Origin of the sequence: Collinsella sp. i06-0019-1H4 (assembly GCF_042849575.1) — a bacterium.
In the GTDB taxonomy this organism is placed as follows: domain Bacteria; phylum Actinomycetota; class Coriobacteriia; order Coriobacteriales; family Coriobacteriaceae; genus Collinsella.
In genome coordinates this window covers 2,226,936-2,248,353 of the sequence record NZ_BAABYB010000001.1, presented here as the reverse complement: position 1 = coordinate 2,248,353, position 21,418 = coordinate 2,226,936, and the positions used below count along the sequence as shown (strand labels likewise).

The following is a 21,418-nucleotide window of genomic DNA, read 5'->3' as shown; positions in this document are numbered from 1 at the left end:
GACGAGACTCATGCCCTCAAAGCGAAAACGCCCGGTCAAACCGACGATGCATCGGCTTGACCGGGCGTTTTCTCTGCATTCGATAACAAATAATTGTTTATACAAAACTTGTCAAGTATCAAGTTGAAATTACCGTTCACCGAAGTTTTTCTACCGCTCTAGTAATACTTGTTCAAACAACTAGTCAAATAGCGTATCGTTCAAATCAGCAAAAGGGGCAAAGTCCCCGAGCCAATCTCCGAAGGCGGCGGCAAAGGGTGCCGCCACGGTGTGAAAGGGTGGATTGTAATGAAGAACGAAATGAGCAGAAGGCAGTTCCTGGGTTTTGCTGGTTCCGCGGCTGCGGTTCTTGGTCTGGGCCTCGTGGGTTGCGGTGGTTCTGCCGGCTCCGGCTCCTCTGCTTCTGGTGACGCTGCCGAGGTCTACTTCCTCCAATTCAAGCCCGAGGTCGACAAGGAGTGGAAGGAGATCGCCAAGGCCTATAAGAAGGAGAAGGGCGTCGAGGTCAAGATCGTGACCGCCGCTTCCAACACCTACGAGGAGAAGCTTAAGTCCGAGATGTCCAAGAGCTCCGCTCCGACCCTGTTCCAGGTCAACGGCCCCACCGGTCTTAAGAACTGGAAGGATTACTGCGCCGACCTGTCCGATACCAAGCTCCGCGGTGAGCTCATTGACGACTCCCTGGCTCTGCAGTCCGACGGCAAGGATCTGGGTATCGACTGGGTCCAGGAGAGCTTCGGCATCATCTACAACAAGCAGCTGCTCGAGAAGGCTGGCTACAAGGCCGAGGACATCAACTCCTTCGACAAGCTGAAGGCTTGTGCCGATGACATCCAGGCCCGCAAGGACGAGCTTGGTGTCGAGGGTGCCTTCACTTCCGCCGGCATGGACGACTCCTCCAGCTGGCGCTACACCACCCACCTTGCCAACATGCCGCTCTACTACGAGTTTGAGAAGGAGCACAACCAGGAGGACGACGAGATCAAGGGTGAGTTCCTCGACAACTACAAGCAGATCTTCGACCTGTACATCACCGACTCCACCTGCGATCCTTCGCAGCTTGCTTCCAAGACCGGCGACGACGCCACCAACGAGTTCGCAACCGGCAAGGCCGTCTTCTACCAGAACGGCTCTTGGGCCTACTCTGACCTCGTCAAGGCCGGCATGACCGACGATCAGATTGGCATGATGCCCATCTACATCGGTGTTGACGGCGAGGAGAACCAGGGCCTGTGCTCCGGCGGCGAGAACTATTGGTGCGTCAGTTCCCAGGCTTCCGAGGATGCCCAGAAGGCCACCGAGGACTTCATGTATTGGTGCGTCACCGCTGACACCCCGACCAGCATCATCGCCGACAAGATGGGTCTGACCGCTCCGTTCAAGAGCGCCAAGGAGACCACCAACGTCTTCTCGCAGCAGGCCGTTGCCATGGCCAAGGACGGCAAGAAGACCGTCGCTTGGGACTTCGTCTACATTCCCTCCGAGGAGTGGAAGAAGAACCTCAAGCAGGCTCTGATTGCCTACGCTGCCGATAACAGCAAGTGGGACGGCGTCAAGAACGCCTTCGTCGATGGCTGGAAGACCGAGAAGGCTGCTTCCGAGTAAGCAGTTGCTGCCCAAGCTATCTGATTAGCGACAGGGGGCGGGCAGACGTAGGTTTGCCCGCCCCCTGCATATTGAAAGGACCCTTTTATGGGCAAAGCACTCAAGCGCTGGTGGCCGCTCTTTATGCTGCCCACGTGCCTGGCGTTTATGATCGGGTTCGTGATTCCCTTTATCCAGGGCTTCTATCTCTCGTTCTGCCAGTTTATTACCATTAACAACGCGCACTTTGTCGGTATCGAGAACTACGTGCGCGCATTGTCCGATTCGCAGTTTACCACGTCGTTCTTCTTTACGGTGGCGTTTGCCTTCCTGTCGACGGTGCTCATCAACGTGATTGCCCTCGCCATCGCGCAGGCGCTCACCCGCAAGGCGCTCAAGGGCACTAACATCTTCCGTACGATCTTCTTTATGCCGAACCTGATCGGCGGCATCGTGCTGGGCTACATCTGGCAGATCTTGATCAACTGCCTGCTCTCCAACATCGGCGCCCAGCTCATCGCCCTTAACTCTGCTGCTGGCTTCTGGGGCCTTATCATCCTGACCCTGTGGCAGCAGGTCGGCTACATGATGATCATCTACATCGCTGGTCTGCAGTCCATTCCGTCCGACTACATCGAGGCCGCCAAGGTCGACGGTGCCACGGCATGGCAGACGTTTTGGAAGGTTAAGGTCCCTAACCTGATGCCGACCATCACCATCTGCCTGTTCCTGTCCATCACCAACGGCTTTAAGCTGTTCGACCAGAACCTCGCCCTTACCGGCGGCGCCCCCGCGCACTCCACCGAGATGCTCGCCCTGAACATCTACAACACGTTCTATTCGCGTGCCGGTATTGCATGGCAGGGCATCGGTCAGGCCAAGGCGGTTATCTTCTGCATCCTGGTTGTTGCTATTTCCATGATCCAGCTTAAGGCCACGAGGTCCAAGGAGGTGCAGCAGTAATGAAACGCGATAAGGTTATCAACCGCGCGCTCTCGATTTTCTTTACGATCCTGTCGCTCGCGTGGATCTACCCCGTGTTCATGATTGCGCTTAATTCTTTTAAGAAAGCGACCGCAATCAGCACCACCACGGCATTCGATCTGCTCACGCCCGAGACGTTCAACGGCCTCGCAAACTACATGCACGCCCTTAACGAGCAGGGCTTTGCCTCGGCATTTATGTACTCGCTCATCATCACGGTCACGTCGGTCGTGCTGATCTTGGTGTGCTGCTCCATGTGCGCTTGGTACGTGGTTCGTGTCAACAACAAGATCTCGAACTTCTTCTATTACCTGTTCGTGTTCTCGATGGTCGTGCCGTTCCAGATGCTCATGTTCACGCTGTCCAATTTGGCGGACCGCATCGGCTTTAACACGCCGTTCAACATCTGCTTTATCTATCTGGGCTTTGGCGCGGGCCTGGCGGTCTTTATGTTCGCCGGTTTTGTAAAGAACATCCCGCTCGAGATCGAGGAGGCGGCCATGATTGATGGCTGCAACCCGGTCCAGGTGTTCTTTAAGATCGTCCTTCCCATCATGAAGCCCACCTATCTTTCGGTCGGCATCCTCGAGACCATGTGGGTCTGGAACGACTATCTGCTGCCCTACCTTACGCTCGACTCCACCAAGTACAAGACCATTCCTATCTTGATTCAGTACTTCCGCGGCGGCTACGGCCACGTCGAGCTCGGCCCCATGATGGCCTGCATCATGATGGTCGTTATCCCCATCGTTATCATGTACATCCTCTGTCAGAAGTACATCATCGACGGCGTGGTGGCAGGTGCCGTCAAGGGCTAATGCCGTAACTGTTTTGCAAGTTTCTGCGGCGCCCCTCAGCGCGGCGCCGCATATCGAAAGGTAGAGACATGGCCGAGATTGTTCTCAAACATGTTCAGAAGGTGTATCCCAACACCGAGTCCAAAAAGAAGGGCTTCTTTGGCAAAAAGAAGAAGACCGAGGAGAAGAAGCACAACCTCAAGGTTACCGAGGACGGTGTGCTCGCTGTAGAGGACTTCAACCTCACCGTTCACGACCAGGAGTTCATCGTCCTCGTTGGCCCCTCTGGCTGCGGTAAGTCCACGACGATGCGCATGGTCGCCGGCCTGGAGGACATTACCTCGGGCGACGTGCTCATCGACGGCAAGCGCGTCAACGACGTGGCGCCCAAGGACCGCGACATCGCCATGGTGTTCCAGAGCTACGCTCTGTACCCCAACATGACGGTGTACGAGAACATGGCATTTACGCTCGAGCTCAAGAAGGTCCCCAAGGACGAGATCGACCGCAAGGTTCGCTCTGCTGCCGAGATCCTGGGTATTACCGAGTACCTTGACCGTAAGCCCAAGGCACTCTCCGGCGGCCAGCGCCAGCGTGTCGCCATCGGCCGCGCCATCGTGCGTGACCCCAAGGTCTTCCTGATGGACGAGCCCTTGTCCAACCTGGATGCCAAGCTGCGTAACCAGATGCGCGCCGAGCTCATTAAGCTGCGTCACGAGATCAAGGGCACCTTCATCTACGTTACCCACGACCAGACCGAGGCTATGACCCTCGGCGATCGCATCGTGGTCATGAAGGACGGCGTCGTCCAGCAGATCGCCACCCCGCAGGAGGTCTTCAACCATCCCGCGAACATCTTCGTCGCCGGCTTCATCGGCGTGCCGCAGATGAACTTCTTCGATGCCCAGCTGGTGCGCTCGGGCAACGGCTTTACCGTCAAGACCGACGACATGAATGTCGCGCTGGCCCCCGAGACCTGCGCTCAGCTCGCCCTTAATTGGGACGGCGGCGACGTGAAGGAGATCACGGCCGGCGTGCGTCCCGAGCAGATTCTGCTTGCCGACAAGGACGAGGAGGGCGCGCTCCAGGGTACCGTCGAGGTGACCGAGCTCATGGGTTCGACCGAGCATGTCCACGTGACCGCTCCCGATGGCCAGTTCGTCCTGATCATTCCCGTTGTCGACCTCGAGGCCAAGGGTGCGCTCAAGGCGGGCGACCCCATCTGGTTCAAGTTTGAGAAGAACGCGACCCACCTCTTCGATAAGGTGTCTGGCAAGAACCTTATCTAGGCCCGATCCAATCAGGCCCTCCTTTTGGGCGACTGCGGCTTTGCCATCCTTTTGCCGTGGTCACATATAAGGCTCCCCTTCCGTCCACTAGGCGAGAGGGGAGCCTTTCTTTATGACGGGGTTGTCTGGTCGGTCGTTTGTCTTGATCTGTAACAGGTAGAGGTTCGAATTGGGTTTAGATGTTACAGAACGAGATTGAGTTGAGCCGCCTGTCCTTCCGTCTCGATCTGTAACACGAGAGACTGATTTCGGCAGCTACCTGTTACAGAACGAGATTGTTTTAGCCGGCTTATCCATTTGTTTCGATCTGTAACAGTAAGGGCGGATTTCAGACGTTAGATGTTACAGATTGAGATAAACCCTAGGGAAAGGACCGGTTTGGCTTGATCTGTAACAGGTAGGGCCGTTTTGGCCGAGTAGGTGTTACAGATTGAGACGATTTTGTCGAGGCGGGCCACGGGCAACACGCGGGCAAAAAAGCGGAGCCGCGTTGCTGCGACTCCGCTTTCAAGAGGATGGGTAAAGGAAACGAAATTAGCTCAGGTGCCAAATCTCGTCGTTGTACTGGGAGATCGTGCGGTCAGACGAGAAGGTGCCGGCGTTGGCGATGTTGATCAGCGCCTTGCGCATCCAAGCGTCCTGGTCCTCGTAGTCGGCTAGCACGCGCTCCTTGGTCTGGATGTACTCCTCAATGTCGAGCAGGGCCATAAACCAGTCCTTGCCCTTGATGTCGTCGTGCAGGCGCTGCAGGCGCTCGGCGTTGCCGGTCGCCATAAAGGCGGGGTTGGTGATGAAGTCCACCAGCAGCTTGATGCCGGGCTTGCGATAGAGCGCGCCGGCGTCATAGCTGCCGTCGGCGTAGAGCTGCTCGACCTGCTTGGAAGAGGCACCAAAGGTGTAGATGTTCTCGTCGCCCACGAGCTCGGCAATCTCCACGTTGGCACCGTCAAGCGTGCACAGGGTCAAAGCGCCGTTGAGCATGAACTTCATGTTGGAGGTGCCGCTCGCCTCCTTGGAGGCCAAGCTGATCTGCTCGGAGATATCGGCGGCGGGGATCACACGCTCAGCAGCGGTGACGTTGTAGTTCTCGATCATGACAACCTGCAGGTAGGGGGCCACGTCGGGGTCGTTGGCGATCCACTGCGACAGTGTCAGGATCAAATGGATGATGTCCTGGGCGATGGTGTAGGCAGGTGCCGCCTTGCCGCCGAAGATGATGGTGACGGGATGCTTAGGTCTGTTGCCGTTCTTGATGTCGAGATACTTCCAGATGATGTAGAGCGCGAGCATCTGCTGGCGCTTGTACTCGTGGATGCGCTTGACCTGGACGTCGATGATGGCGTTGGAGGGAATGGTCACGCCCTGCTCGAGCGCCATGAACTGGCGCATGATGGTCTTGGCTTCGGCCTTGGTGGCGGCCAGGCGCTCAAGAACATCCTTGTCGTTAGCGAATTCGGCGAGCTTGCTCAGGTCGCCGGTGCTGCGCCAATCGGTGCCGATCACATCGTCGAGCAGGCTGGCGAGCGCGGGGTTGGCGCCATGGATCCAACGGCGGAAGGTGATGCCGTTGGTCTTGTTGGAGAACTTCTCGGGATAGATCTCGTAGAACGGGTGAAGCTCGGTGTCCTCCAGAATCTTGGTGTGGAGTGCGGCGACGCCATTGATGGAGAAGCCAAAGTGAATGTCCATGTGGGCCATGTGGACGGTGTCGTGCTCGTCGATGATGGCGACGCGCGGGTCGTCGTGCTCGGCCTTGGCAACCTCGTCGAGCTTGACGATGATGTCGGCGATGGCGGGCGAGACCTTCTGCAGGCTGGCGAGCGGCCACTTCTCGAGCGCCTCGGCAAGGATCGTGTGGTTGGTGTAGGCGACCATGGAGCGCACGATGGTAACGGCCTCGTCAAACTCGATGTCGTGCTCGGTGGTGAGCAGGCGGATGAGCTCGGGAATGACCATGGTGGGGTGCGTGTCGTTGATCTGGACCACGGCGTAGTCGGCCAGATCGTGCAGGTTGCTGCCGCGCTCGACGGCCTCATCGATCAGGAGCTGGGCGGCGTTGCTCACCATGAAGTACTCCTGGTAGATGCGAAGCAGGCGGCCCTGCTCATCGGAATCATCCGGATAGAGGAACAAGGTGAGGTTCTTGGCGATCTTCGTCTTGTCGAAGTCGATGGAGCTGCCGGGGACCAGGCCGTCGTCGACACTTGCCAGGTCGAACAGACGCAGGCGGTTCTTGGTGGGCTGGTCGTAACCGGGCACATCGATGTTGACGAGCTTGGAGGTAACGGCAAAATCGCCAAACTCGACGGTGTAGGAGCGGTCGTCATCGATCAGGATGTCCTGCTCGCTAAGCCACTCATCGGGGACGGCCTTTTGCTGGTTGTCGGTAAAACGCTGACGGAACAGACCGTAATGGTAATTGAGGCCCACACCGTCGCCGGTAAGGCCCAGCGTGGCAATGGAATCCAGGAAGCACGCGGCCAGACGGCCCAGGCCGCCGTTGCCCAGCGACGGTTCGACCTCAAACTCCTCAATCTTGTTGAGGTCGTGGCCGGCAGCGGTGAGCTGGTCTTTAACCTCGGCATAGATGCCAAGGTCGATCATGTTGTTGATCAGCAGTTTTCCAATCAAAAACTCAGCAGAGATGTAGTAGAGCTTTTTCTTGCCATTGTTGAGTGGGCAGGCAGCAGAGCGCTCCTGCACGAGCTTGACCAGCAGTTTGTAAATGCGGCGGTCATCGAGTTGCTCGAGCGAAGTTCCAAAGGACTGCTCGGCAAGATCCGCAAGATTGATACAGGGCATGTTTCCTCCTGTGGCGAGTTGACGACATGTCAGAAATTCAAAAGAAGCCCGCGCGAGGGGATTGGAGTGGCCTCGCGCGGGAAAAGCGGTCGCGTCCGCACGGTGGGGTGGGGTCGGGCGCGGTGGCTCCTATTGAGGAAGCTCGATTTCGGCTTCCGATGGGATGCGGAAGTAGGTCTCGGTCCAGCCGGTGAGCTTGTGCTCGAGCTCGCGGGTGATGGCGCCATCGAGCATGCGCCAGGTCCAGTTTCCGCCCAGGGTGGCGGGGGTGTTAATGCGCGCCTCGTTGCCCAGATTGAGCAGGTCCTGCATGGTGTAGATGCAGGTATCGCTCACGCTGGCGGCGATGGTGCGATTGAGTGCATCTGCCATGGGTTCGCCGGTCTGCTGATGGGTGTACAGGGCTGCCTGCTCGCGCTGACGCGGGGTGGCCGTTCCCTCAAACCAACCGCGCGCCGTTTCGTTGTCGTGGGTGCCCACATAGGCGACGGTGTTGGCGATGTAGTTATGCGGCAGGTAGTACGAGTTGGTGCCCTCAAAGGCAAACTGCAGGATCTTCATGCCGGGGAAGCCCGAGTTGTCGCGCATGTCGATGACGCCGGGGGTGAGGAAGCCCAGGTCCTCGGCGATGATGGGCAGCGTGCCGAGCTTTTCCTCGAGTGTCTTGAAGAACTTGAGGCCGGGTCCCTGCGTCCATGTACCATATGACGAATCGGGAGAGGAGAACGGCACCTCCCAAAATGCCTCGAAACCGCGGAAGTGGTCCAGACGGATGATGTCGTACATGTCGAGGGCGGCTCGGATGCGGCCTTCCCACCAGGAGAAGCCGTCTGCTTCCATAGCATCCCAGTCATAGATGGGGTTGCCCCAGTACTGGCCGGTGGCCGAGAACTGGTCGGGCGGCGTGCCGGCGACGCTCACGGGATTGCCGGCGGCGTCGATCTTAAAGAGCTCGGGCGTGGCCCACATCTCGACGGAGTCGCGCGAGACGTAGATGGGCAGGTCGCCGATGATCAGGATGTCGTGCTCGTTGGCATAGGCCTTGAGGCGGCCCCACTGGCGATCGAAGAAGTACTGCGTCATCTGGTGGTAGAGCATGCGCTCGGGATGGGCGGCGCAGACCTTGCTGGATGCCTCGCCGCGGCGGCGGAGCTCCTCGGGCCACTCCCAAAAGGCCTTGAGCCCGCACTCCTCTTTCACGGTCATAAACTCGCAGTAGGGAATGAGCCAGCCCTCGTTTGCCTGGATAAAGTCGTCGAAATCGGCCGGTTTATCCGCGGCGAAGCGCTCGGCGGCACGGTCGAGGATTTGGCGGCGGCCAGCAAAGATGGCGCCGTAGTCGACGTTGCTGGGGTCGGAGCCCAGGTACACGCCGTCGATATCGTGCTGCTCCAGATAGCCGGCCTCGATAAGCTCGGCAAAGTCAATGAAGTTAGGGTTGCCCGCGCGGGCCGAGAACGACTGATAGGGCGAATCGCCATAGCTGGTCGTCGTAAGGGGCAGAATCTGCCAGTAATGTTGTTTGCACGAGGCGAGAAAATCGACGAAGTCGTAGGCATTCCAGCCAAAGCCGCCGATTCCGTATGGTCCGGGCAGAGATGAGACGGGCATGAGGACGCCGCTTGCACGCTCCATGAATGCGCTCACCAACCTTCTTGTTGTGGGGTCGGCCTGCCGATGGGTGTGCAGTCCGCCTCCGATGTTCTGATTCGATATGCCTATTGTAAAACATGTTGTTTAAACATGTACAGGCAAGATATAAAAGTTGGTCGATTTTCGGCGAATGGTTACATGCCGTGAAAAAGCCCCGACCTCACAACGTGAGATCGGGGCAAGAGCGGTATGTAGGTATTTGCTACTCGGCGTCGGCGAAGCCGTTGGGATTGTGGCTCTGCCAGTTCCAGCTATCGCGGCACATGTCCGCGATGTCGTACTGGGCCTTCCAGCCCATCATGCGCTCGGCCTTGGAGGCATCGCACCAGTTGGCGGCGATATCGCCGGCACGGCGCTCGCGAATCACATAGGGCAGCTCCTTGCCGCAGGCCTTGGAGAAGGCGGCGACGACCTCGAGCACCGAGGTGCCGGTGCCGGTGCCCAGGTTAAAGATCTCGACGCCGGTCTTGCCGTTCATCCAGTTGAGGGCGGCAACGTGGCCGGAGGCCAAATCGCACACGTGGATATAGTCGCGCACGCCCGTGCCGTCGGGAGTGGGGTAGTCATTGCCAAAGACCTGAACGGCTTCGAGCTTGCCCACGGCAACCTGCGCGACATAGGGCACCAGGTTGTTGGGGATGCCCTTGGGGTCCTCGCCGATCAGGCCCGACGGATGGGCGCCGATGGGGTTGAAGTAGCGGAGCAGCACGACGTCCCACTCGGGGTCGGCGGTGTGAACGTCCATAAGGATCTGCTCGATCATCCACTTGGTCCAGCCATAGGGGTTGGTTGCGGGCTTCTTGGGGTCTTCCTCGGTGACAGGCGGGTTGTCCGGATCGCCGTAGACGGTCGAGGAGCTCGAGAAGATGATGGACTTGCAGCCATGGTTGCGCATGACGTCGATGAGCACCAGGGTGTTTTCGATGTTGTTGTGGTAGTACTCGACGGGCTTGCTCACCGACTCGCCGACGGCCTTAAAGCCGGCGAAGTGGATGACGCGGTCGATCTGATGGGTGTCGAAGATCTTGTTCATGGCCTCGCGGTCGAGCACGTTGGCCTCGTAGAAGGTGAGGTTCTTGGCAGCCTCTTCGCCCACGATGGTCTTGACGCGGTCGACGGCGACGGCGCTGGAGTTGGAGAGGTCGTCGACGATGACGACCTGGTAGCCGCCCTCGAGCAGCTGAACGACGGTGTGCGAGCCGATAAAGCCGGCGCCGCCGGTTACGAGGACGCAGGTGTCTTTGGGGTCGAGTGCTTTGGACATGTAGTCTCCTATCGAATCAGGAACACTTCTTCAGGGGAGTATAGCGCAGGCAGGGGCACCCAAAACGTGCAGGGCGGGAAAAGCAGATGAACATGCTAACGTACTCATTGAAATGTTTGGCGTGGGCGTAACCTTGACTTTGACGTTTGCATACGAGCCGCCGACCATGCGGTTTGCTGCCGTTCGTGGAAATCGTTGGGATGCGTCGGATGTACGCTAATATGTATGAGTTGAGCGACATATAAATAAACATGTAACGGAGTAGATATGTCACCAAACAGCGATTCCATCCTTTCCCAGGAGCTTTCGCGTCGCACTGCCCTCAAGGCCCTGTTCGGCGCAGCTTCTGCAGCCGTTCTTTTTGGTCTGCCCACTCGCGCCCATGCTGCGGAGGCCACCAAGGAAACCACCGACAAGCTCAATGCGGCCCAGGCTCAGCTTGACGAGGTCCAGGCCCAGCTCGACAGCATCGCAAATGAATACGCGGCGCTGGCCAACAAGAACGCCCAGACCCTCAACGATATCGAGGGCGTACAGGGCCAGATTGACAGCACGCAGGCGCAGATTGACGAAAAGAAGGCCGAGCTCAAAAAGAAGCGCGGCGATCTTTCCGATCGCGTTTCCGCCAGCTATAAGTCGGGCGGCACCAACATCCTGTCGCTGCTGCTCGCCTCGGGCTCGTTTGAGGAGCTCGTCGCCAATGCGCACTATGTTGAGAAGATCAACAAGAGCGACCGCGACGCCATCGAGGATATCCAGACCATACAGAAAGAGCTCGATACGCAGAAGTCTGAGCTCGAGTCGCAAAAAGCCGACTTAGAGAAGCTCAAGGACCAGCAGACTGCCCAGATGCAGGACATGCAGGCCAAGCAGCAAGAGGTCCAGACCGTGCTGAGCGGTCTTTCCGACGACGTCAAGGAGCTCATGGCTCAGCGCGATTCCGAGATTCTCGCTGCCGCCCAGGCCGAGGAGGCTGCCAAGAAGGCCGCCGCCGCTGCCGCGGCCGCCGCGAACAAGAACAATTCCTACTCGGGTGGTTCAAGCTCGGGTGGCGGATCGTATGCGCCCGGAACCCCGCAACAGAATGCCGGCTCGGGCAAGCAGCAGGCCGTCGTCAACGCGTGCTACTCCACGCCTTCGCCGGGTCAGAACTGGTGCGCAGCGTGGGTCACCAATGTCTTCCGCAACGCCGGCGTTGGCTACTTTGGCGGCAACGCGTGCGACATGTTTAATGCCTGGTGCTATAGCTCCGACCGCTCGGCGCTGCAGGTGGGCATGATTGTTGCCGACTCATCGCATAGCGGTACCGGCATACCGGGCCTGATCTATGGCCACGTGGGCATCTATGTTGGTGGCGGCATCGTTATGAGTAACGAGGGCGCCATCACGTCGAGGTCGCTTGACTCGTTCATTGGGTTCTACGGCACTGGCTCTGGCGTGCGCTGGGGCTGGCTCGGCGGTATTGCGCTGTCGTAACTGCGGCTTGAAGCTGGTTGGTCCGGGACTGCGGGCGAGGCATAAGGTTGCCTGCTCTACAGTCCTGCGCAAGACGAAGGCCACATTAAGTGGCCTTCTTTGCGTGCGGAACTCGCGACCAACCTTATGCCTCGCCCGCAGTCCCGGACCTTCCGGGTTCAAAGCGCGACACACCGGACTGGTTGTCTGATATAAAGATGGCGAAGGCCCCTTTCGGGGCCTTCTTTTTAAATAAAATTATCGACTCCGTGGACTTCGGTTTTGGAATTTGGAGCCGACGGCTCATCAAAGTGGAAAATGAAATATAACCTAGCTGCAATAATCGCCTTGTTGCGAACTCGAACTGATCATGTAGATCTAAAATAGTCGCAATATACAATTGTCGTGTGGTGCGTTGGGTTGGAGCTGCTGCGGGTCCTATATGGATTGCGGTCTTGCGCCCCGATGTTCAAACAGGTTTCTCTCTAGACGGGAAGTTGCTCATGGACACCATATATGACGGAGACGACTGGGTCGATCATTATAGTTGGCGACTAGTCGGCTCGGATGACAATGGGGATGTGGTGTTTGATGGATTATGTCCAAAGCATCTCCATCCTTTTGTCTCGTCGTTAATTGAGAGTTCCGCTCGTGTTGCCCCCTACAGCTCGGCGTCGCTTCATGATACGGACGTTTTGAAGACCATAAAGGAATCAATTGACGAGGGCACGATGAGTAGCTTGCTGTTTTCTCGGCTTGTGGGGCTAGATGAGATTGGCTCGAAACGACTGCTTGCGGGCGAAAAGGTGGAACTCACTTATCGGTCGATGATTTCAATCCTGCGGATGGCCGATGTTCTTCGCAAATAAATGAAAACGGGACAAGTGAGCTACATCACTTGTCCCGTTATTAATTAAAGTGGACCGCGGCGAGCGGGCTATAAAAATTCGCCTACTCGGTGGACTTCGGGTTGTAGGTCTACTCCGAATTGGTCCTTGACGGTTGCTTGGATGTGGCGGATGAGTTCGTCGACGTCGGCGGCGGTGGCGTGGTCGGCGTTGACGATGAAGCCGCAGTGCTTCTCACTTACCTGCGCGCCGCCGACAGCATGGCCGCGCAGGCCGGCATCCATGATGAGCTTGCCGGCAAAGTAGCCCTCGGGGCGCTTGAAGGTGGAGCCGGCGCTCGGCATGTCGAGTGGCTGCTTGTCCTCGCGGCGCTGGCGATAGTCGTCCATGTCGGCCTTGATCATCGCGGCGTTGCCCGGGGCGAGATTGAAGGTGGCCGAAAGCACGGTAAAGCCGTCGTCAGCGATGCGGCTCTTGCGATAGCCCAGGTTAAGCTCGTTGACATCGAACTCGATGATGTTGCCACTGCCGCGGGTGCCGTCGTCGAGCATGCGGGCGGGCTTGTAGACGCGCACAGACTCCAGCACATCGGCCATGCAGGCGCCATAGGCGCCGGCGTTCATGTAGCAGGCGCCGCCGACCGATCCGGGGATACCCGAGATGGGCTCCATGCCGGTGAGACCGGCCTCGGCTGCCGCCGCGGCGACATCGGAAAGCAAGGTGCCGGCTGCTGCCGTAACGTGCGTGCCGTTGACCGTAATGTCGGAGAGGCCCTCGCCCAGTGCCACGACGATGCCGCGGATGCCCTTGTCACCGACGAGCAAGTCGGAGCCGTTGCCCACGATGGTGAGGGGCAGATCGCAGCGATAGCAGGTATCGAGCGTGGCGACGAGGGCCTGCTCGGTATCGGGCGTGACAAAGACGTCGGCCGGGCCGCCGATCTTAAACGTGGTGTGCTCGCGCATGGGCTCGCTCATCAGCACGTTGTCCTCGCCGGCAACGCCAGCGAGCGCGCACAGCAGGTCTTCGTTAAAAAAGTCGTTCTCGTGCATATGAATATCCGCCTTTTGGTGGTCGTCGTCATCAATCGATTGCAATATACCCCACCCGGACGGATTTGGTGCGCTGACGGCGATAAAACAGCCGTCCACCGGATTGGTAAAGTGTTTATCACCGAGGTAGAGGGGCAGTCGCTATACTTTCAAGAGATTGCGCGTAAACCCGGAAGGAGCGAGATGGCCAACAAAGTCACCCTCAAGCAGATCGCCCAGGAGGTGGGGCTTTCCCCCTCGTCGGTCTCGCTTGTTCTCAATAATCGGCCCTGTCGCATCTCGGAAGAAAACCGCAAGCTCATCAAGGAGGTCGCCGCGCGCAACCACTATGTTCCTAACCAGATTGCTCGTAGCCTGGTCATGCGCGAGTCGCGTACGCTGGGCCTTATCGTTCCCAATATCGAGAGCCGCTTTTTTGCCTCGCTCGCCGGCAGCTTGGAAAAGCGCTGCCGCGAGGACGGCTATGCGCTCTTTATTACCAGCTCGGGTGGAAGTGCCGACGATGATCTTGAGCTGCTGCGCCAGCTGGTGACGCGCGGCGTCGACGGCGTCTTTCTGGTGGTGGGTGACGAGTTCTCCGACGACCGCGCCCTGCGCGAAGAAGTCAGCCATCTGCCCATTCCGGCGGTAATGGTCGACCGCGCCATTGAGGGGCTCGAGTGCGACAAGGTGATGTTCGACCACGAGATGGGTGGCTACATGGCTACCCGCTATTTGATCGAGCAGGGTCACCGTCGCATTGCCTGCTTGGTTAATGCTCGCCGTTCCAATACGGGTCGTAAACGTCTTGCCGGCTACGAGCGTGCGCTGCGCGAGGTGGGGCTGCCGATCGACGCACGTTTGGAGTTTGAGAGCGAGTACTACATTCCGAGCGCATACGAGGCGTCGGAGGCGGTGCTCGCAACTGACGCCACCGCCGTGTTCGCAAGCTCGGACAACATTGCCCTCGGTTTGCTCAAGCGCCTGCACGAGATGGGGAAGAGCATTCCGGGCGATATCTCGGTGGTGAGCTATGACAACTCGGCGGCCGACGTTCTCTTTGAGCCGGCGCTGACCGCGATCGAGCAGGATCCTGGTGTCCTCGCGGAGCATGCTTTTGGCTGCATGTCCAAGCGTCTTGCCGGTAGGGGCGGTAGGCGTGCCGAAGAGGTCGTTCTGGAGCCGGCGCTTATCGTTAAGGACAGCGTTCTCGAGCTTACTAAACACAACTAAACACGTTTATCAATTTGCAGAGACTGAATGTGGAGCACCTGTGACAGGCAATGCCGCAGGTGAATGTCTGCTTTTGCCTGTCTACATGGCAAATCAGGATGCTAAAACGTTTTTTCACCATGATAAAACGTTTTAGCAAATATACTAGTCCCAACGAAAGGTTGCCGTATCGGAAGGCGACCGCGCAGCGAAGGGACGTAAACAATGGCTAAAACACTGGGGACGCCGTGGCAAAAGCTGGGCCACGAGGTACCGGCTTCCGAGCTCGAGGGCGTCGACCTGTATTGGCGCGCATCGAACTATCTGTCCGTCGGTCAGATCTACCTTCGCTCTAATCCGCTCATGCGCCCCGACTTTGTCGACGAGAAGACCGGTGAGGTGCGCGACTTTGGTCGCCCGGACGTTAAACACCGCCTGGTCGGTCACTGGGGCACCACGCCCGGCATCAACTTCCTGTTCGGCCACGTCAACCGCCTTATTGCCGACCACAACCAGAACGCCATTTTCTTGATGGGCCCGGGCCACGGTGGCCCCGCCGGCACCGCCCAGTCGCTGCTCGATGGTACCTACCGCGAGATTCGCCCCGACATCACCAATGACGAGGCAGGCCTGCAGAAGTTCTTCCGCCAGTTCTCTTATCCCGGCGGCATCCCGAGCCACTTTGCGCCCGAGACGCCCGGCTCCATCCATGAGGGCGGTGAGCTCGGCTACACGCTCAGCCATGCCTACGGCGCCGTCATGGACAACCCGAGCCTGCTGGCCGTGGCCGTGGTGGGCGACGGCGAGTCCGAGACCGGTCCGCTCGCGACCTCTTGGCAGTCCAACAAGCTCGTGAACCCGGCAACCGACGGTATCGTCCTGCCGATCCTGCACCTCAACGGCTATAAGATCGCCAACCCCACCATTCTTGCCCGCGTGTCCGACGAAGAACTCACCAAGTTCTTTGAGGGCATGGGCTATAAGCCGCACTTCTTTGTCGCCGGTTTTGACGACGAGAGCCATGCAAGCATCCACGAGCGTTTCGCCGCCCTGTTTGAGCAGGTCTTTGACGAGATTTGCGACATCAAGGCCACCGCACAGGCCCAGGCCGCCGCGGGTGAGACCGTGGTCCGTCCGGCCTACCCCATGATTGTGTTCCGTACGCCCAAGGGTTGGACCTGCCCCAAGCAGATTGACGGCAAGAAGACCGAGGACTCCTGGCGCGCGCATCAGGTGCCGCTGGCGAGTGCCAAGGACACCCACGAGCACTTCCGCGTGCTGCGCGAGTGGTTGCGCTCCTACAAGCCCGAGGAGCTCTTTACGCCCGAGGGCCAGGTGCGCCCCGAGGTGACGGCCTTTATGCCGACCGGCGAGCTGCGCATCGGCGCCAATCCCAACGCAAACGGCGGCAAGGTGCGCCGCGAGCTCGAGCTGCCCGATATTCACGCTCACGAGATTCCCGTCGCCGAGAAAGGCCACGGCTGGGGTTCCACCGAGGCCGCCCGCGTCTTTGGCGAGTACACTGCCGACGTTCTGGCCAAGAACATGGACGACTTCCGCATCTTTGGTCCCGACGAGACCGCGTCTAACCGCCTGCAGGCCGCCTACAAGGTGACCAAGAAGCAGTGGGATGCCGGCTTCTACGAGGACGAGGCCAACGACGAGCTGCTGGCCGGCTCCGGCAAGGTCGTCGAGCAGCTGTCCGAGCACCAGTGCGAGGGCTTCCTCGAGGCTTACGTGCTCACCGGCCGCTCCGGCGTGTGGAGCTCCTACGAGAGCTTTGTCCACGTGGTCGATTCCATGGTCAACCAGCACTGCAAGTGGCTCGAGGCCACCAAGCGCGAGATTCCGTGGCGTGCTCCAATCAGCGGTCTCAACATTTTGCTGTCGAGCCACGTGTGGCGCCAAGACCACAACGGTTTCTCGCACCAGGATCCCGGCTTTATCGACCTGCTGCTCAACAAAGCCAACGACACGCATATCGTGAATGCTTACTATCCGGCTGACGCCAACATGGCGCTTGCTGTGGCCGAGCGCGTCTACCAGTCCACCGACTGCGTTAACGCCATCTTCTGTGGCAAGCAGCCCGCCCCCACCTTCCAGACGGTCGACGAGGCCAAGTCCGAGCTCGCCGAGGGTGTCGCGACTTGGGAGTGGGCATCGACTGCCGACTCGCTCGCCGAGGCCGACGTCGTGGTCGCCACGTGCGGCGACGTGCCGACGCTCGAGGCCCTGGCTGCAACCGATATGCTGCGCGAGCTGGGCATTAAGGTGTGGTTCGTCAACGTGGTCGATCTGCTCAAGATTCAGAACGTCTGCGAGAACGACCAGGCCATCAGCGATGAGCGCTGGGCTGAGCTGTTCGGCTGCGGTGAGAAACCCGTGCTCTTTGCATTCCACGCCTATGCCGGCACGATTCGCCGCCTGATCTGGAACCGCCCCGGCCACGACGCCTTCCGCGTCCACGGCTACGAGGAGAAGGGCTCCACGACCACGCCCTTCGACATGCTGCGCCTGAATAACATGGACCGCTGGGCACTGGCCGCCGACGTGCTGCACATGGTCGACGCCGATAAGTTTGCCGAGCAGATTGATGAGTGGGAGGCTTTCCGCACCGAGGCCTTTGAGTTCGCGTGCGACGAGGGCTTCGATCACCCGGCCTTTACCGACTGGGTCTGGCCCGACGCCGCAGCCGCAACTGCTGCCGACGGCGCGCTCTCCGCAACGCAAATGACCGCAGGCGACAACGAATAGCATCCGGGACGGCCTCGCGCTGGGGCCTGCTCCGGGCGGGTTGCCTTGCTCCGGGAAGTGGGCTTCGCGAACTTCCCGGAGCAAGGCAACCCGCCCGGAGCAGGCCCTCTCGACCGTTTCGATATGCGGGGGCTGATTATTTTTTATGTAATGGGGACCATGCTTACGCTGCCTTAGAAGCCGTGCATCTAACTTTGGTCAGCCAAGATTACATTGCCGGGGCCGGGGAGGCATGCTTTGTTTTGAGAAGTTCGCGGAGCCCACTTCTCAAAACAAAGCATGCCTCCCCGGCCCTCGTCCGTGAACTTTTCCGCTGGGCGAGCGGGGCCGCGGGCGATCCGCTCCTATGTTTCCAAATGAATACGCTGTGAGCCGAGGAGGGCGATTCTCCCCGCAAGCACTCTAGTATGCTAAAGTACCCAGAAGACCGGCGGAGCTATGCCGGTCTTCTGTTCTATATGAAACGCAGCATGAGGAGGCTCACCAGATGACGGCCACACCGTGGGGATTCCGGGACATATTGCCCGAGGAGGCTCAGGCGCGCGAGGAGATTGCGCTGACGGTGAAGGGCTGTTTCAGGGAGCATCATTACCTTCCGGTCGAGACGCCGCTGCTCGAGGACAAGGGTTCGCTCGAGGAAGGCGGCCGCATCGCGGACACGCCGTTCAAGCTTTTTGACGACGACGGTCGCCTGCTGGTGGTTCGTCCCGATAACACGTTGCCGATTGTGCGCCTGGTTTCGACCCGCATGCGTGCGGCCGACCTGCCCCTGCGCCTTCGCTACGAGGCGCCGGTGGTTCGTGAGTGCCAGCGCAACGCCGGCGGCTCGCGCCAGTTTACACAGTTGGGCTTTGAGCTTATCGGTGCGGGCGATACCGCGGGCGATGTTGAGATTGTCTCGCTCGTGGCCGAGGCTGTGCGTAAGCTCGCACTGCCCGATGCACGCATTATCGCAGGTAGCGTGCGTCCGTTTAAGGAGCTGCTTGCGGCGTGCGAAGATCGCGAGCTGGCTGCCGAGGCGCTGCGCTGCGTGCACGCCAACGACTTTGTGGGCCTCGATGCCCGCGTGGCGGCAAGCGCCGAGTCCGATGCCGTCAAAGCCGCCATTAGCGAGCTGCCGCGCCTGCACGGTGGCCCCGAAGTGCTCGACCGCGTTGACGCGTTGCTGGCTGCCGCCGGTATCGCCGCGCCGCTGACGCGCGAGCTACGTGCCCTGGTCGAGGGTCTGGCTCCCGAGGACGCCCAGGTGCTGTCGTTCGACTTCTCTATCATGAACTCTTTCGATTACTACACGGGCCTGGTCTTTAAGGCCTATGCCGGCGGCCTGCCTGACCCGGTCGGTTCGGGCGGCCGTTACGACTCCATCTTTACCGGCGCGTTCGGCGACGGCATCGAGGTGCCGGCGGCGGGCTTCGCCTTTTCGCTCGAGCGCCTGGAGGCCGCGCGCACCTCGGCCGAGGATGCCGCTTCCGATGGTGACCATGCCGTGGGCCGTGGCGCCGAGGGTCCGCTGCGCATTGCCGTGCCCAAGGGCTCGCTTAAGGCCGACACGCTCGACGTGCTCGAGGCTGCAGGCTTAGACGTCTCTGAGCTGCGCGATCCCGGCCGTCACCTGATCGTGCGCGGCCGCGACACGCGTACCGGCGAAGGCGCGGTCGGAGATGTCGAGTTTGTCATCGTGCGCCCCAGCGACGCGCCTGCCTTTGTGGGCTGCGGCGGCGCCGACTGCGGCATCTGCGGCTGGGACTCGCTTATCGAGGCAGACCTCAACCTGCTGCAGCTGGTCGATCTGGGCTACGGCCTGTGCACTTTCATTGAGGCGGAGCCCGCATGGCGCGCCGGTCAGGCCGAGCGCAACTACGCCCGTCGCGGGTCGCTTCGCGTGGCCACCAAATACCCTCGCATCGCGAGCGCCTGGTATGCCGAGCGCGGCGTGAATGCCGACATCGTTTCGCTGCACGGCAATATTGAGCTGGGTCCCATCGTCGGCATGACTGACCGCATCGTGGACATTACCGCCACGGGCGCCACGTTGCGCGACAACGACCTGGTCATCACCGGTCGCATTATGGACTGCACGGCCCGCTTCTTTGTCAATCCGGGTGCCGCGCGCCTGGATCCGCGCGTTCGCAATCTGGCAGATCGCTTGGCGGCAGCCGTGAAGGACAAGCATTTTGAGCCCGTTGCGGGCTCGGCACAATAGCGCGAGCACGCACGGGCGCCCCAACGTCCGGGTTGCGGGCCGACTGGCGCCGCCGCCCGGTCTCTCGTTTTTCGAACAAAACCTCGACCGATAGGGGATACCGATATGAAGACCATCAAGCTTGCTCCCGGTGAGCGCCTCGTTACCAACCAGCTCAACCGTAAGGGCGTACTGCCGCAAAACATCGTCGACACCGCCCGCGATATCGTGGCCAACGTGCGTGCCAACGGCGATGCCGCGGTGCGCGACTATTGCCAGCGCTTTGACGGCGTTGAGCTGCAGAGCTTCCGTCTGCCGCAAGAGCAGATTGATGCCGCGCTCGAGGGCCTCGATCCCGCTTTTGTCGCGGCGCTCGAGAAGGCCGCGCGTCAGATTCGCGAGTTCCACCAGCGCGAGGTCGAGCAGAGCTGGTTTACCGCGCGCCCGGACGGCACGATGCTCGGCGTTAAGGTGACCCCGCTTGCTGCGGCCGGCATCTATGTGCCGGGCGGTCGTGCGCAGTACCCTTCCACCGTGCTTATGAACGCCATTCCCGCCAAGGTCGCCGGCGTCAAGCGCGTGGTCATGGTGACCCCGCCGCAAAGGGACGGCCTGATCAGCCCCTACACGCTCGCCGCGGCAAAGCTCGGCGGTGTGGACGAGATCTATATGGTGGGCGGCGCCCAGGCCGTGGCCGCACTGGCGTACGGTACCGAGACCATTCCGCGCGTCGACAAGATCACCGGCCCGGGCAACGCCTTTGTCGCCGCGGCCAAGCAGATTGTCTCGGGCGACGTGGGTATCGACATGGTCGCCGGCCCCTCCGAGGTCTGTGTGCTGGCCGATGCTACGGCCAAGCCCATGGTGGTCGCGGCCGACTTGATGGCCCAGGCCGAGCACGATCCGCTGGCAGCCAGCTATCTGGTGACCTGCGACGAGCGGTTTGCGCGTGAGGTCGAGGCGGGTATCGATATTCTGGTAGCGCAGTCGCCACGCGCCGAGATCACGCGCGCTTCGCTCGACAATGAGGGCACCATCGTGGTGGCCGCCGACATGGCTGCCGCCGTCGAAGCGGTGAACACCGTGGCGCCCGAGCACCTGGAGCTGCACTGCAAGGACGCGATGGGCCTGCTCGGCGGCATTCGCAACGCCGGGGCCATCTTTGTGGGCGCTTGGAGCTCCGAGCCGCTCGGCGATTATGTTGCCGGACCCAACCACACGCTGCCGACCGGCGGCACCGCCATGTTCTCCAACCCGCTTTCGGTGGAGGAGTTCGTCAAACGCTCGAGCGTCATCTGCTATACGCCCGAGGGCCTGCTCTCCGACGCTCCCGCTACGCAGCGCCTGGCCGAGGCTGAGGGCCTGTGGGCGCACGCGCTTTCCGCCGCTCTGCGTCGCCGCGTGTTGGAGCAGGGCGAGGATGCCGTGAGTGCCGAGTCTCTGGCCGCGGCCGATCTGACCAAGGTCGCCTGGCCGGGCGACGCTGTGGCGACGGTTGCCGAGGGTGTGGACCTGGCGGCGGCTGCGGGCGGTGCCGTTGGCGCGGTCGTCGAGGAGGCCTAA

14 protein-coding genes are annotated in these 21,418 nt (G+C 60.2%); 10 read left to right on the top strand and 4 right to left on the bottom strand.

The window, feature by feature from the left end; all coding sequences use genetic code 11:
- Positions 1 to 288: 288 nt before the first annotated feature.
- From ACGHEN_RS09960 to ACGHEN_RS09945, 4 genes are all read left to right on the top strand, one after another.
- Complete coding sequence (locus tag ACGHEN_RS09960) at positions 289 to 1,605, top strand: ABC transporter substrate-binding protein (protein ID WP_022095056.1); 1,317 nt, start codon at positions 289 to 291, stop codon at positions 1,603 to 1,605.
- 87 nt (positions 1,606 to 1,692) lie between these two features.
- Positions 1,693 to 2,547, top strand: a complete 855-nt coding sequence (locus ACGHEN_RS09955; protein ID WP_225093984.1) for a carbohydrate ABC transporter permease — start codon at positions 1,693 to 1,695, stop codon at positions 2,545 to 2,547.
- Positions 2,547 to 3,386: a carbohydrate ABC transporter permease gene (locus tag ACGHEN_RS09950; RefSeq protein ID WP_022095055.1), complete on the top strand. Its 840-nt coding sequence runs from the start codon at positions 2,547 to 2,549 to the stop codon at positions 3,384 to 3,386. Before ACGHEN_RS09955 ends, ACGHEN_RS09950 begins: the two co-directional genes overlap by 1 nt.
- A 68-nt stretch (positions 3,387 to 3,454) precedes the next feature.
- Positions 3,455 to 4,654, top strand: coding sequence for an ABC transporter ATP-binding protein (locus ACGHEN_RS09945; RefSeq protein WP_390399126.1), 1,200 nt, complete (start codon positions 3,455 to 3,457; stop codon positions 4,652 to 4,654).
- Positions 4,655 to 5,188: 534 nt separating this feature from the next.
- Here the strand turns inward: ACGHEN_RS09945 and ACGHEN_RS09940 are convergent.
- The 3 genes from ACGHEN_RS09940 to galE form a co-directional block, all read right to left on the bottom strand.
- Complete coding sequence (locus ACGHEN_RS09940) at positions 5,189 to 7,456, bottom strand: glycogen/starch/alpha-glucan phosphorylase (protein ID WP_390399123.1); 2,268 nt, start codon at positions 7,454 to 7,456, stop codon at positions 5,189 to 5,191.
- Positions 7,457 to 7,585: 129 nt separating this feature from the next.
- Complete coding sequence (malQ, locus tag ACGHEN_RS09935; protein ID WP_390399121.1) at positions 7,586 to 9,103, bottom strand: 4-alpha-glucanotransferase; 1,518 nt, start codon at positions 9,101 to 9,103, stop codon at positions 7,586 to 7,588.
- 208 nt (positions 9,104 to 9,311) lie between these two features.
- Positions 9,312 to 10,373 (bottom strand): UDP-glucose 4-epimerase GalE, encoded by a 1,062-nt coding sequence (gene galE / locus ACGHEN_RS09930; protein ID WP_118081984.1) that lies wholly within the window; start codon positions 10,371 to 10,373, stop codon positions 9,312 to 9,314.
- Between the two features lie 267 nt (positions 10,374 to 10,640).
- On the opposite strand from galE, the gene ACGHEN_RS09925 reads away from it, so the two are divergent.
- Together ACGHEN_RS09925 and ACGHEN_RS09920 are read left to right on the top strand one after the other, a co-directional pair.
- Positions 10,641 to 11,849, top strand: a complete 1,209-nt coding sequence (locus ACGHEN_RS09925; protein ID WP_390399119.1) for a hypothetical protein — start codon at positions 10,641 to 10,643, stop codon at positions 11,847 to 11,849.
- A 482-nt stretch (positions 11,850 to 12,331) separates the two neighbouring features.
- Positions 12,332 to 12,697, top strand: a complete 366-nt coding sequence (locus tag ACGHEN_RS09920) for a hypothetical protein (protein WP_147350683.1) — start codon at positions 12,332 to 12,334, stop codon at positions 12,695 to 12,697.
- Between the two features lie 68 nt (positions 12,698 to 12,765).
- Here the strand turns inward: ACGHEN_RS09920 and murB are convergent, their stop codons facing one another.
- Entirely contained in the window at positions 12,766 to 13,728 is a 963-nt protein-coding gene (gene murB, locus ACGHEN_RS09915; RefSeq protein ID WP_390399117.1) for a UDP-N-acetylmuramate dehydrogenase, read from the bottom strand.
- 183 nt (positions 13,729 to 13,911) lie between these two features.
- On the opposite strand from murB, the gene ACGHEN_RS09910 reads away from it, so the two are divergent.
- The 4 genes from ACGHEN_RS09910 to hisD all read left to right on the top strand — a co-directional run bounded on the left by ACGHEN_RS09910 (position 13,912) and on the right by hisD (position 21,418).
- Positions 13,912 to 14,940 carry a LacI family DNA-binding transcriptional regulator gene (locus tag ACGHEN_RS09910; RefSeq protein ID WP_117774262.1) on the top strand — a complete coding sequence of 343 codons (1,029 nt, stop codon included), beginning with the start codon at positions 13,912 to 13,914 and terminating at the stop codon, positions 14,938 to 14,940.
- A 204-nt stretch (positions 14,941 to 15,144) separates the two neighbouring features.
- Positions 15,145 to 17,673, top strand: a complete 2,529-nt coding sequence (locus ACGHEN_RS09905; RefSeq protein ID WP_390399115.1) for a phosphoketolase — start codon at positions 15,145 to 15,147, stop codon at positions 17,671 to 17,673.
- Between the two features lie 487 nt (positions 17,674 to 18,160).
- Entirely contained in the window at positions 18,161 to 19,876 is a 1,716-nt protein-coding gene (gene hisG, locus ACGHEN_RS09900) for an ATP phosphoribosyltransferase (protein WP_390399112.1), read from the top strand.
- A gap of 105 nt (positions 19,877 to 19,981) precedes the next feature.
- The gene (gene hisD, locus ACGHEN_RS09895) at positions 19,982 to 21,418 is read left to right on the top strand and encodes a histidinol dehydrogenase (RefSeq protein WP_390399111.1); all 1,437 of its coding nucleotides are present in this window, start codon (positions 19,982 to 19,984) and stop codon (positions 21,416 to 21,418) included.